We start from the raw sequence: 12,593 nt of genomic DNA, 5'->3' as shown, positions 1-12,593 counted from the left end.
CTCACGAATCCCTGCCAGCAACCTCATCACCTGCTCGTATCCCACAGGCCGCCAAGCATGCCCGGCACCGGAGCGCACGCCGGCGCGACGTCAGTGCGGCGCGGTGCGGCGCGCTCAGGTCCCGCCCAGACGGCGACGGTCCTCCTCATCCCACTTCCGCGTGTCGCGCGGCCCGACGTACGGCTCCTCCGGCGGATGACCGCCCGCCACCGCGCGCTGGCGGGCCAGCTCCGCGTCGACCTCCAAGCCCAGCAGGATCGCCAGATTCGTGATCCACAGCCACACCAGGAACACGATCACCCCGGCGAAAGTGCCGTAGGTCTTGTTGTAGGAGTAGCTGTTCCGTCAGCCACTGTCGGGGCCGTCCCTGGGCGGCTGGCAGGTAGTCGATTTTGCGCGGACGATCGTGCCAGCCGTGGAGTCGAAGTCCGGTACCGCTGGATGCGGTACCCCCTCGCACTCCGACAGCAGCAGCCCCGGTTGCATGGCCGCCGTGTCTGTTCCGTGCAGCACCCCGGCGTCTGCCGGATCACACCCCAGCCGTGATCAACCCTGTCATCACCACCCACTCCTGCGAACCCGTGGGCCAGGGTGAGGACCTCGCAGCTGACGTCGACGCTTCAATTGTCAGGCGAGTCCGCTTCGTCGTGTTCGGCAAAGACCTCGCGTGCCACGGTGTAACTGTCAAAGGCACGAGCCACACCCGCGTAGACGGCCATCTGGATGAAGGCTTCGACGATCTCCTCCTTGGTCACGCCATTGTGCAAAGCGATCCGCAGCTGGCCCCGGAGCGGCTCGAGGATGCCCAGGCTCGCCGTGATGGTGACCGAGATGAGAGCACGGGTGCGCAGGTCGAGATGCTCGCTGCGAGTCCAAACGTCACCGAAGGCGTGCTCGGTCGCGATCCGTGTGAAGTCGTAGGCGTTGACGGGTTCCGTCGGCCCTGGATCGACATACGGCGCCAGGCTGAACCCGAGGATCTCCTCAGCGTTGTTCAGCGCGCGCGTGTAGTCAGCGCTGTGTTCCGTCATGGCGCCATTCTGCGCGCTGCCGACCCAGGGCCATCGGACCGGCACGACGCTTTCCATAGTCCACTGTTGCCGAAGTACACGTGAATGTCCCCGCCCATGCGCGGGGCACCCTATGGTTCTGGTCAAGCGCGGAGCTCGATACTGGGCATCGAGCGCCTCTACGGGGGGTCGATGAGTGCGTGGGCGGAGCTCGTGTCGGGCCTAGTCTTCGGGGTCGCCATGGTGGTGGTGGCGTGCAACTATCGCGATGTTGCGTGGCGGATCCACGGCTACATGTCGAACACGATTGGTGCCAACCGGCTGCTGACGCCGACAACGATGAGGTTCGTTTGTGGTGCTCTGGCCACTGTTTCAGTGGTGAGCGTCGCGTTTGGGCTGGCCGGCTCCGAGTGACTGGCGACATTTGAAAGGCGCCCTGAAGGAGCTCAACAAGGACGAGCTAACCGACCGGGCCGCGACGCCGACCTACTACGGGATCCTGGCGCTGTCCCGGTCCTGCTGGCGCTGATCTCGCTGCTCGGCATCGTCGGGCAGTCGGCGACGCAGCAGGCGCTGGACAACATCCAGAAGCTGGCCCCGGGAGCGGCGCGGGACTCCGTGAGTGGGAGGATTACTACACCTACCATCGCCCGCACGGCGCCCTCGGTGGCCAAACCCCCTACGAACGCCTCAAGCAAAAGACCCAGACTTGGGCGTACCCCAGCTCCGGCAGATGCAGAGTTAGAGCTGGCCCCCTCTGGGAAGGCCCTGGTCCGTTCCACGGCGGTCGGGCGCATCGGTCGCCCAGGATGCGAGCATCCGCAGGGCTTCGTCGGAGGGCGATCCGGGGTCGGCAAGGAAGGTGAAGAGGGTTTGGTCGGGGTCGTCGGGGAAGGTGAGAGCTTCCGTGCGCAAGGTCAGGTCGCCCACCACCGGGTGATGCAGCACCTTGGTGTCGTGACTGATCCGGACAACCTTCTGCACCGCCCACCACTTGCGGAAGGACTCGCTCTTCATCGACAGTTCGCCGACCAGTTCCGCCGTGCGGGCGTCGTCGGGATGACGCGCAGCATCCATCCGTAGCGTCCCGACGAACACCGCGGCCACCTGATCCCAGCTGTGAGCGAACACCTCGCGGGCTGTCTCGTCCAGCATGATCCACCGCACCGCGTTGCGCTCACGCATCGGCATCGCATCGAAGTCGGCCAGCACAAGACGCGCCATACGGTTCGTCGCCAGGACGTCTGTGCGCCGCCCCAGGACAAAGGCGGGGGTGTCTCCCAGACGTGCGAGGAGCGCGTGCACTCCGGGGCGCACCTTCTGCGTGCTTCGCACGCCGCGGCGCCGCGTAGTGGAGGGGCGGCGTGCCACTGCATGCAGGTAGCTGCGCTCGGCTTCGTCGAGCTGCAAGGCCTGCGCCAAGGCGTCCAGCACCGACTCCGAGGGCGTGATCGGCCTGCCCTGCTCCAGGCGCGTGTAGTAGTCCACACTCACGCCCGCCAAGGCCGCAAGCTCCTCTCGGCGCAATCCCGGCACTCGACGCGGGGAGGCGTCCTCGATGCCCAGCTGGTGAGGATCGATCGCAGCGCGGCGAGCGCGGAGAAAGTCGCTGAGACCTTCGTTGCGGTCCATACGGCAAGGATCACCCCGTTGCCGCGGTACAGCCAGAGTGTGGGTGGTCCTCTCAGTCCCAGGAAGCATGAGGCCACTCCACCCCTCGTTTCACCGAGGTGCGAGCGGTTCGCTGGAAGCACGGCCGCCTGGCCGTTCCACCCCGTCGACCGCGCAATCGTGCGGCACTCTCAGGAGCATCGATATGTCTTCCACCTGGCTTGTCACTGGAGCAACCTCCGGCTTCGGCCGCCTCGTCAGCGAACGCGCTCTCGCTGAAGGGGCTCATGTGATCGCCGTAGGCCGGCGCCGGGACCGCCTCGACGAGCTCCTGCGTCTGGCACCGCAGGGACAGCTGACCGCAGTGGAACTCGACCTCACGGACGCCAAGGCAGAAAGCGTTCTCGCAGACACTGTCCGTGCCGCCGGCCGGCTGGATGTACTGGTCAACAACGCCGGCTACGGACTCTTCGGAGCGATCGAGCAGATCGACGCAGCCGAGGCACGAGCGATCTTCGACACCAACGTCCTGGCCAACCTGACCGTTCTGAGGGCTGCCCTCCCGGCCCTACGCGCCGCCCAGGGGCGCGTCCTGCAGACGTCCTCACTCATCGGCCAGTTCGCCTGGCCCTCCTCCGGCCTCTACGCAGCCTCCAAGGGGGCTGTCGAACTCATCAGCGAAGCCCTCGCCCACGAGGTGGCTCCCACCGGCGTCAGGGTCACCATCATCGAACCCGGCACGTTCGGAACCGAGTTCGGCACCAACCTGCGCGTCGTCCTTCCCAGCGACGCCTACGCACCCACCGTCGGTAAATTCCTCACCGACTTCTCTGCACTCCCCGCGGAGGCCTTCGGTGACCCCCGTGCCGTCGCCGACGCCATCATGAGCGTTGCCTCCCTGGACGAACCGCCCCTGCGCCTGGCCGTCGGCGCTGATGCCGTTCAGCACATCCGCGCCTCCCTCCAGGCCCGGCTGGACGAGCTCAACCGCTGGGAGACCCTCTCCCTCAAGGGTGAGGTCCGAACCGCCTGACCTCGGCGGAACCCGAAGGGCCCGGCTGCGGCAGCCTGCCGCGGCCAGGCCCTCAGCCACAACGGGCAACCCCGCCCTGCCGGTTCGCTCATGGCCCCCTGCCACACTCCCAGAGGAGCATGTCGCCAGTGGCCTGCTCTGCATACCCGCAGCCCGGTCAGCCGGGCCGCATGAACCCCCTCGTGAAAGACCTGGAACACCCCACGAAACGGCCTCGCGCCGCCCAGGCAGATCCACGCGATCCGATGGGGGCGGGCAGTAGCCGGGTGCCGAGGCTGCCCTCCCTTTCTTTGGGGTTGGGCATGATCGCGGTAGCCGCCGTGGGCGGGCTGTCGAACCTGCCTGCCGGCTCTACCGGGCTGGCGACGGCTTCTCTAGTGCCGTGACCGTGAGCGTTTGCCGGGGTGATCGTGCACAGTGTCAAGTAGTGTCAAGGCTGTGGAGACAACGCATCGGCCCGCCGCGCGCGTGATCTGCCTGGATGCCGCCCAGCGTCTGCTCCTTCTCCATTGGCGTGACCCGCTTGACGGGACGTTGCTCTGGGAGCCGCCCGGTGGCGGCATCGAGTCAGGCGAGACACCGCTGATGGCGGCCCGGCGGGAACTCTCGGAGGAGACCGGCCTGGACCCCTCTGCGATCCGGGACCGGTCTGTGCCAGTCGAACGTGACGTTTGGTGGAACGGGAAGCGGTATGTCGGGACGGAGGACTTCTTCGTCGCCCATTTCGCCGAAGAGCAGCCGACGTTGAGGCCGACCGGCCTCCTCCCCGATGAACAGGTCAATCTCCACAAACACGCCTGGGTCCCGTGGTTCGACCTGGATACGCTGGTCGATCGGATCGAGCCGCCGACATTGATGTCCGTTCTCGCCGTCCTGGTTCCGGACGGCCCTTGGTGCGACCTGGTGCGCTGACCGGGAACCCTTCGCTCATGCCGGATGCGGATGAGTGAAAAGTTCCCCAGGCGCGATCATTCTCCCCACTTGGGTGGCATGGCAACGAAGTCCTGGAGCCGCCCGTCTCCGGAGGGCCCCAGGCCGACCCAGCAGGCCCTGGGGGACACGATCGGTGCCTGCGCGCCTACCCGTCACAGTGCGCTCGCTGACGTGCCACAGCCGGACAACCGCACAGGTGCAGCGAGTTCTCTGAACTAGCGATCTTTGGTCCCAGGCCCTCGCCGAGGCTCGTTTCTCCCACCCCGTGACCCACATCACATGCGGCTGCTGTCAGGAATCGGGAGGCTGCCCCGCTCAAGTCACCGGGAGCAAATCAACCGACAGGAGCGAGACATGAAGCACCGCATCGTCGTCCTCGGCGCCGGCTATGCCGGGTCCTACGTGGCGGGGACCCTGGCCCGCCGGTTGTCCCCGGCGGACACCGAGATCACCGTGGTCAACGCCGAGTCGGACTTCGTCCAGCGCCTGCGGCTGCACCAGCTCGCGGCCGGCCGGGAGATCGACGCTCCCCCGCTCGCCGATGTCTTCGCGGGCACGGGGGTCAGGCTGCGCCTGGCCCGTGTCACCGCTGTCGACCCCGAGCGCCAGGTCATCGCCGTGGCCGACGCCGACGGCGGGGGCGAGCTGGGCTACGACACACTTGTCTACGCGCTCGGCAGCCACGGCGCCACCCACGGTGTCCCCGGCGCGGCTGAGCACGGGTTCGACGTCGCCAGCCGGCCCTCGGCGTTGCGCCTGCGCAAGCGCCTGAACAGCCTTGCCAGCCAGGGCGAAAGCGGGCGGGTCGTGGTCGTCGGTGACGGGTTGACCGGCATCGAGACCGCCTCGGAAATCGCCGAAACGCGGCCCGGCCTGTCGGTTGCGTTGGTGGCCCGCGGCGAGCTGGGCGCCGCCCTCTGCGTCGGGGCCCGCCGCCACCTGCGGCAGGCCCTGGACCGGCTGGCCGTCACGGTCCTGGAGCACACCGAGGTCGAAGCCGTCGAGGCGGCGCGGGTGCTGTGTGCCGACGGCACTGCCTTGGCGTCCGACGCCACGGTGTGGACGGCCGGGTTCGCCGTCAGCCGCATCGCCGCCGCCGGCGGGCTGGAGGTCACCGAGAACGGTCGGATCGTCGTCGATCGCACCATGCGCTCCCTCTCGTATCCGAACGTCTACGCCGTCGGCGACAGCGCCTTCGCCGTCGCCGACAACGGCCGCCCGCTGCCGATGTCGTGTGCGTCGGCCGGCTACACCGGCGTGCAGGCGACGGCCGCGATCGTGGGACGCCTGACCGGCGGCCAGATCCCGAACACCAAGCTGGAGTACGTGGGCAACCACATCAGCCTCGGGCGGCGGGACGGGATCCTGCAGATGGTCGACGACGAAGGGCAGGCCAAGCCGACGTACGTGGGCGGCCGGACGGCCGCGCGGATCAAGGCGGTTATCCTCAAGATGTCGTTGTGGACCACCTCACACCCGACCTTCGGCCTGCCCAAGCGCAAGCACCGCCTGGCCGCCGCGCCGCACGCGTCCGCCGACAAGGCGTCTCGCGTAGCCGCCTAGTTAGGGTGATCCGAGTGGACAACACCGCGACCGACCGCTTCGACATCAGCCAGTTCGAGGCCAGCCGGAACCGGCTGGCCTCGCTGGCGTACCGGCTGCTGGGCTCCGCCGTCGATGCCGAGGACGCCGTACAAGACGCGTTCTTGCATTGGCAGGCCGCCGACCGGCAGCGGATCAAGGTGCCGGAAGCATGGCTGACCAAGGTCGTCACCAACCTCTGCCTGGACCGGCTCCGTTCGGCGCAGGCCCGCCGTGAACGCACCGCGGGTGCCTGGCTGCCCGAACCGCTCCTCGACGGCGACCCGATGCTCGGCCCGGCCGACACCTTCCAGCAGCGCGAATCGGTCTCCCTGGCCGTACTGACGCTCATGGAGCGCCTGGCACCCCTCGAGCGGGCCGTCTATGTCCTGCGTGAAGCGTTCTCCCATACTCACGCCGAGATCGCCGAGATCCTTGATGTCACCGAGTCCGCGAGCCAGCAGCACCTCCACCGGGCCCGGCGCCGCATCACCGGTGCGCGACGGGGCGGCGAAGAGGAAGTCGATGCGGCCTCCGCCCGCAGGATCGTTGAGGAGTTCCTCGCCGCCGCTTCCTCGGGCCGCACCGATCGGCTGGTCGCGCTGCTCACCGACGACGCCACCGCGATCTCCGACGGCGCCGGCCTGACCGAGAAGCTGCTGCGGTTCGACACCGCACAGCGCATCGCCGCCGTCGCACGCGCCGGCTTCACACCCACACCCGCGAAACGGCGACTCGCCGGCGGCACGCCCGCCGTCCATTACGCGCTCGTCAACGGCGCCCCCGCCATCCTCTTCGTGGTCGGCGACCAAGTCATCGGCGCCGTGACGTTCGACATCACCGGAGGCAAGATCGCCACGGTGCGCGGCATCGCCGCCCCCGCCCGCCTTGTCCGCCTCACTGAGGACTGGAGGCAGCATGAACCGGGCGCGCCGCTCATCACCCAGTGGTGAGCCCCTTGCTGACCGCCGTCAGGTGCAGTGCCTGCGTTCGCAGCCGGAAGCCCGTTGAACGGGCCGCCCACGCGGATCCACGCAATCCGATGGGGGCGGGCAGTAGCCAGGTGCCGAAGTCGCCCTCCCCTCTGGCTCTGGGGTTCGGCATGATCGCGGTAGAGGCCATGGGTGGCTGCCGGATCTGCCTGCCGGCCGCACCTGTTCAACCTCGCGTGCAGGTCGGCGGCCGCGACCGCCCTCGCCTAGGGGGGTGCGCGGTGTCGTGCGGTGCGGACGCCAGGCATGGCCTGCGCGGGTCGGTCGGAAACCAGCGGATTCGCAGAGTCTGAAGGCCGACTGGAGCGAACCTGCTGGCAGGAGGCGGTCGTTGAGGGGATGGGCCCTCGGGTTGAGTGCTGCTTCAATGCTTAAGTGATCGAACTGGTGGGCCTACTCGCGGTGTCCTGGCTGACGGCTTGGCTGTTTCGCCGGAAGGTGAAGCAACGTGCAGACAGGGCCGCGCAAGGAAACGAGATAAAGGTCCCCTGCCTGTTCACCAGGGTGCCGAGTGACGCGTTGTCAGGAGGGCTGCAGCTCGATGACAACGCGGTAGGTTGCCGGTTCCGAGGTGATGTGCAGGTCAGGGTCGTCGAACATGCGTTGCAGGGAGGCATGCCACTCGGGATTGTCGGTGGCCTTGTCGAGCGCGGTCCCCGACGCCCACTCCGCGATGTGGACGAAGCGTGTCTGCGGGCCTTCGGAGAGGGGGCGGTGCAGGCGGGAGCGGAGGAAGCCGGGCTGGGCCGCCATGATCCGGGCGTTCTCCTGGTACACGTCGGTGAAGTGGTCGGCTTCGTCCGTCGGCACGGTGTAGTTCTTGATGACGGTGACAGGCTCGTCGGTGCTGGTCTTCGATACGAAAGAATGGCTCATGCCCCTTCTGACCGACGACGCCTCGCGAGTGTGACCGGTCGTCGGGTGCTGATCTGAGCGCTGGGGCGATGGAGGCGTGAGAGCCAGGGTGAGGGCCCTCATGCGGGGTGCCCGACGGCACTTCGCGTGAGGGCCCTGTGAGGGCGGCCAACGGCCTGGAGGGCAGGCTCAGCTGCCGTCGTTCTCCCAGTGGTGCACGGCCGTGGTCGCGGTGACGTCGTTCGCGTAGACCAGGGCGACACGGTGGTTGTACTGGATGGTGTACATCTTCTTGCCTCCGATGACCACGGCTGAGCTGGAGGGGAAGTAGTCGTCAGTGGCGACGGGCTCTCGCGTGGCCACGTACGCCTGTCCGGTCGGGATGGCGTACATGCTCAGCGGTGCCTGTGTGGAGGCGCCCAGGCCGGCCGGGTACTCGGCCTTGTCGGGGTAGCTGGAGCCGTAGAGGGACACGGGAGTGGTGCCCGCAGGCCTGATGATCTTGACTCCGTAGCTGGTACGGGTGCTGACTCCGCCGGGGTTGTGGAACCACACCTTCGCACCGCTGAACCAGATCGCGGTCCAGTCGTCCTGGACGTCGGCGACGACGAACTGTTGCCCGGCCTGAGCCGTGCTGCCCCAGTCGTTCACCCGATCGGTGCCGGGCGCGGTGCCGTGGATCGCCTGATCGCCGAAGAGCGGGGCCGTCTCGCTCGGCGCGGTGTGCAGGTAGACGAAGTTGGTCGGGTGCTGCTGCTCGATGCAGGTGGGCGTCTGGCCGGTCGGGTCGTCGGAGGGGCAGACCTGGAGGGTCTGCACGTTGTCCGCGAAAGACGGCTTGATCGACACGACGGAGCCGGGCTGCGGCACCTCGGAAACGCCGCTGACCGGGGCGCCGAGCAGACTCATGAAGTGATTCCAGTCCCAGGCGTAGCCCGGGTCCCAGTGCATGCCGGAGACGAGCGCGGAGTTGGGCCCGGCAACGTTGTCATGACCAACGACGTGCTGCCGGTCCAACGGGATATCGAAGCGCGCGGCCAGGTACTTCACCAAGTCCGCCGTGGCCTGGTACTGCGCCTCCGAGTACCAGGCGGCGCCGTGCGCGGCGTACCCCTCGTGCTCGATGCCGATCGAGTGCAAGTTGGTCGAGTAGTTGCCCGCGTGGAAAGCGATGTCCTTGGTGGGCACCATCTGGGTGACCGCGCCGGCAGAGGACATCACGTAGTGGGTCGCGGCGGGGTTCGAGGGATTGGCCAGACCCGTGACGCCGGCGTCGTAGGTGGACTCCAGGTCGTGGATGACGATCGTGTCGATGCGGATGCCGTTGGCCGGCCGGTCGGCGACCTGACGGCCGGCCGGCGATCCGGTCACGAAGGTGCAGTCGACGGTCGTGGGACACTCGGTGGCCACCGCCGTCGACGAGGTCTTCAGGCGGAGGGAGTGGATCTGCTCTCGGGCAGGGGCGACGGAAGGTCCAGCGGACAGACGTATGCGCTGGCCGTCCTGGGTCGTCGCCGAGGCGCCGCTGCGGATCGTGCGGAAGACGCGGTCGGCGAAGGAGGCAGCCGCCTGCTCCTGCTTGGCCTGGCTGTACCGGGCCACGGCCCCGTACCACTGGGAGGGGTCCGCGGGGGTCGCCCCGAGCAGCTCTTTTTCGTACGACGCGAGCAGCGCAGCACCGCCGCGGATGTTCGTGGTGTCGTCCTCGCGCAGGGATTTGACGGAAAGTCCGGTCAGCTCGGCCGCTTGGCGCAGAGTGTGCAGCGCGGGGTCTGCAGCGAGGGAGTCGAGGTCGGCGCGGCCCGCGGCGCCCGCGTCACCGGCCGCCAGCATGGTGGGGGTGACGTCCGTGAGGTTCATCGGTCCGTACCCGCCGTCGGTGCTCGGAAGGGCACCGTGGCCCTCCCAGGCCGACTCCTGGTGGGAGAGAGCGAGCAGCACGCTCGACGGGATGTCGAACTCTTCGGCAGCGGCCAGCAGCGCCTGTTGGCGAGCGTTCGCAGACGCGCTCGGGTCGTCGGCGAGTGCGTGGCCGGGCAAGGTGAGCAGGGAGCCTGCGACCAGCGCGCTCACGGCAATGCCGACGGGCACGCCAACGGCCCTCTTTCTTCTGTGCAAGGTGATGCTCCTCAGAGGAAGAAACATGCGCATCAAGGTGCGCTGGCGGCATGTGCCGCTCATGGGGGAGGCCCGGGGCGACAACTCGATGCGCGGATGACTATAGGGCCATGCTCGTTGCAGTGGCCACGGAAAGAGTAGCTGTTTTCCGTCACACGTGTGTTGCGGCGAGACTGAACGGAAAGGGCATAACAGCCCGTTCCGAAGGGCGAGTTGCCGAAAAGTTCAGGGAGAGGGGGCAACCGCGAAGGCGAAGGCCAGGCGTGAACTGGGGCATCAGGGGAGGAGCGCACCCTGGAGCGGGCCGTGCGATTCAAAGGCAGTGTGGATTGCTATACACTCTTCACAGTGACTCCGACACCGTGTGACACGCTTGGTTACCGGTATGGGAGCCGCTCGCCCACCCGCGGGCCGTCCGCCAGCGGGTGCGTGCCTCGGGCGCCTGTTCGATCCCCCGCGGGCAGGTGCCCGAGGCACTTTGTGGCTTTCAGAGCACGGAGCCGAGAGGGTTCCGATCGGGTCAGGACTTCTGGGCGCGGTAGAGACCGCGGCCGGCTCGGCGTAGGCGGGAGGTGCCGACCAGACGGTCGAGCGTGCTGCGCACCGCATTGATGCTTCCGGAGTCGGTGTCGCGGCCTAGCGCCGCGGCCACGTCGCGGGCGCGGACCTCAGCGTCGCCGACGCCTGCGAAGTACTCCAGGATCTGTTCGGTGAGCGCCCCGTAGCTGCGCGATTCCTCGGCCTCCGCAGGCGAGGAGGCTGCCGGCCTGCCTTTCTGCGGGGGCCTGGTCTGTCGCGGCGCGGACTGCTCCTGCGGCGTGCGGGCAGTGGACGCGACGACCGGAACGTCGGCCTTCGCCTGCTCGGGCTGCTCCGCGGCGCGGCGGCCGGATGGCTCGCCCATGAGGACGGTCAGGGCGCTCAGCGCGCGCTGCACGGAGTCAAGGTGGGCGGCCACGGCGGCCAGCTCCCTCTCCAGTGCCTGCTTCTGAATCTCCAGGCGGGCGAGGTCCTCCTGGAGGCTCTCCGCAGTGACCTCAATCTCATGCGCCGTGCGAGTTGCCGAGACCATGTCTTCCTCTCATCCTCAACCCTCCGTGCCGCGCCTCGCTGAAGTCAGCTGCGGTACCGCTCGGCTCGGACCCGGGATGTGTGGGTGCATCGTATGTCACAGCGTACGAGGTTTGGACCTGGAAGATGCAAGATGGCGATGCGAGGTGCTATCGCGCAAGGTGATCACCACTGTCCGTGGGAGTGTGGCCGGGTGCCGGCGAAAGTGATCACGAAGGTGGCGCAGTCGAGGCCTCGGTCCTGGCTGCGGGTGCCGATATCTTCAAGAGCTTCTTGAAGGATGCGGATCCGCGTCCCGAGCACGACCCCGTCCGCAGCCAGTCAGACACCGGCGGCACGCAAATCGAAGTCCCGGCCCGCGTTGTCCTTTATTTCTCGCGCGTGGCTGCCCGGTTCCACTGGCGGAGCTTGTCAGGGTTGAGGACAGCCCAGATCTGCACGACGCGGTCGCCCGCAACGTCCAGGCTGATGACCGCGGCGACCTCTTCGCCGTAGCGCACCACTATGCCAGTGCGGCCGTTGACGGACTGGCAGTGCAATGTGGTGCGAGGCCGGCCGACCAGGAGGCCCAGCAGGCTGCGGGTGACGCGCCGTGCGCCGTGGACGGGCCGGGGCAGGGTTCTGACCTTGCCGCCTCCGTCAAAGAACACCGTGGCGTCCGGTGCCAGTAGGGCCGTCAGACGGGCAGGGTTCTCCGCCACGCAAGCCTGTCGAACCGCTCGCACCACACGGTCGTGCTGCTGTGGTGTCGTGGGGTGCGCCCACCTGGTCCGAAGGCTGTGCCGGGCCCGGGCGGCGAGTTCGCCGCATTCCTGTTCCGTCTGTCCGACGATGGCGGCGACCGTCTCCGGAGGCATCCCGAACGCGTCGTTGAGGACGAATGCGGCCCGCTCGGCCGGTGACAGCGTGTCCAGCGCTTCGAGGAGAGCCTGGCTCACCTCTTCGTCCAGGTCCTCAGGCAGCACCGCGCCGACCGGGCCCGGGTGTGACCGCCCGGTTGGCGCCAAGCGCTCCAGACAAATGACGCCGAGGGTCGTCACCAGCCAGGACCGGGGCTCGGCGACGCTGTCCCTGTGGTCGTCGGACAGGCCATACCAGCGCCGGTAGGCCTCCGCCACAACGTCGTCGGCGTCCTGGCTCCGGCCCAGCATCCAGTAGGCCACATTGAGCAGTCGGCGTCGCTCGTCGACCAGCTCCGCGAGCGGCACCGTCTCGTCGTCCTGTACCCGGTCCATCTGGCATCACCCTTTCGCACAGCACCCGACAAGGCGGTGCCACCCCTGAGTCCGGCCGGCGTCCGCCGAGGCCCCCTGGAATAGGGCAGTCCGCTTTCATCGGGCGGGTCCAACCGGTGCACTGCTGACCGGACAGGAACATATTGTGTGACAC

At 68.1% G+C, this 12,593-nt stretch carries 11 protein-coding genes and 2 pseudogenes; 6 read left to right on the top strand and 7 right to left on the bottom strand.

Annotated elements, in window-relative coordinates:
- Window positions 1–114: 114 nt before the first annotated feature.
- Window positions 115–342, bottom strand: a pseudogene (locus tag ACFUO4_RS39785) (YhjD/YihY/BrkB family envelope integrity protein); the annotation flags it as partial.
- A gap of 278 nt (window positions 343–620) precedes the next feature.
- Window positions 621–1,031 (bottom strand): carboxymuconolactone decarboxylase family protein, encoded by a 411-nt coding sequence (locus ACFUO4_RS39780; RefSeq protein ID WP_079305930.1) that lies wholly within the window; start codon window positions 1,029–1,031, stop codon window positions 621–623.
- Between the two features lie 171 nt (window positions 1,032–1,202).
- Between ACFUO4_RS39780 and ACFUO4_RS39775 the strand changes: the two genes are divergently transcribed.
- Both ACFUO4_RS39775 and ACFUO4_RS39770 read left to right on the top strand, forming a co-directional pair.
- Window positions 1,203–1,424, top strand: coding sequence for a hypothetical protein (locus ACFUO4_RS39775; protein ID WP_383494484.1), 222 nt, complete (start codon window positions 1,203–1,205; stop codon window positions 1,422–1,424).
- Window positions 1,402–1,643 (top strand): annotated as a pseudogene (locus ACFUO4_RS39770) (YhjD/YihY/BrkB family envelope integrity protein); the annotation flags it as partial. The gene ACFUO4_RS39775 and the pseudogene ACFUO4_RS39770, both read left to right, overlap by 23 nt.
- 108 nt (window positions 1,644–1,751) lie before the next feature.
- Here ACFUO4_RS39770 and ACFUO4_RS39765 read toward each other — a convergent pair.
- Entirely contained in the window at window positions 1,752–2,642 is an 891-nt protein-coding gene (locus ACFUO4_RS39765; protein WP_383494481.1) for a helix-turn-helix transcriptional regulator, read from the bottom strand.
- Between the two features lie 184 nt (window positions 2,643–2,826).
- On the opposite strand from ACFUO4_RS39765, the gene ACFUO4_RS39760 reads away from it, so the two are divergent.
- The 4 genes from ACFUO4_RS39760 to ACFUO4_RS39745 all read left to right on the top strand — a co-directional run bounded on the left by ACFUO4_RS39760 (window position 2,827) and on the right by ACFUO4_RS39745 (window position 7,121).
- Entirely contained in the window at window positions 2,827–3,654 is an 828-nt protein-coding gene (locus ACFUO4_RS39760) for an SDR family NAD(P)-dependent oxidoreductase (RefSeq protein WP_383494478.1), read from the top strand.
- Between the two features lie 438 nt (window positions 3,655–4,092).
- Window positions 4,093–4,566, top strand: a complete 474-nt coding sequence (locus ACFUO4_RS39755; RefSeq protein WP_383494474.1) for an NUDIX domain-containing protein — start codon at window positions 4,093–4,095, stop codon at window positions 4,564–4,566.
- A 375-nt stretch (window positions 4,567–4,941) separates the two neighbouring features.
- On the top strand, window positions 4,942–6,150 hold the full coding sequence (locus ACFUO4_RS39750; RefSeq protein ID WP_383494471.1) for an NAD(P)/FAD-dependent oxidoreductase: 1,209 nt from the start codon (window positions 4,942–4,944) through the stop codon (window positions 6,148–6,150).
- A gap of 14 nt (window positions 6,151–6,164) precedes the next feature.
- Window positions 6,165–7,121, top strand: coding sequence for a sigma-70 family RNA polymerase sigma factor (locus ACFUO4_RS39745; protein ID WP_383494468.1), 957 nt, complete (start codon window positions 6,165–6,167; stop codon window positions 7,119–7,121).
- Between the two features lie 561 nt (window positions 7,122–7,682).
- Here the strand turns inward: ACFUO4_RS39745 and ACFUO4_RS39740 are convergent.
- The 4 genes from ACFUO4_RS39740 to ACFUO4_RS39725 all read right to left on the bottom strand — a co-directional run bounded on the left by ACFUO4_RS39740 (window position 7,683) and on the right by ACFUO4_RS39725 (window position 12,439).
- Window positions 7,683–8,036, bottom strand: coding sequence for an antibiotic biosynthesis monooxygenase family protein (locus tag ACFUO4_RS39740; protein WP_383494465.1), 354 nt, complete (start codon window positions 8,034–8,036; stop codon window positions 7,683–7,685).
- 168 nt (window positions 8,037–8,204) lie between these two features.
- Window positions 8,205–10,160: an N-acetylmuramoyl-L-alanine amidase gene (locus ACFUO4_RS39735; RefSeq protein WP_383494462.1), complete on the bottom strand. Its 1,956-nt coding sequence runs from the start codon at window positions 10,158–10,160 to the stop codon at window positions 8,205–8,207.
- A gap of 493 nt (window positions 10,161–10,653) precedes the next feature.
- Window positions 10,654–11,205: a hypothetical protein gene (locus ACFUO4_RS39730; protein WP_079305883.1), complete on the bottom strand. Its 552-nt coding sequence runs from the start codon at window positions 11,203–11,205 to the stop codon at window positions 10,654–10,656.
- A 367-nt stretch (window positions 11,206–11,572) separates the two neighbouring features.
- Complete coding sequence (locus ACFUO4_RS39725; RefSeq protein WP_079305884.1) at window positions 11,573–12,439, bottom strand: sigma factor; 867 nt, start codon at window positions 12,437–12,439, stop codon at window positions 11,573–11,575.
- Window positions 12,440–12,593 lie beyond the last annotated feature (154 nt).

The sequence above is a fragment of the Streptomyces sp. NPDC057280 genome (assembly GCF_042668605.1).
GTDB lineage: Bacteria > Actinomycetota > Actinomycetes > Streptomycetales > Streptomycetaceae > Streptomyces.
This window is presented reverse-complemented; position numbering and strand designations above follow the sequence as displayed.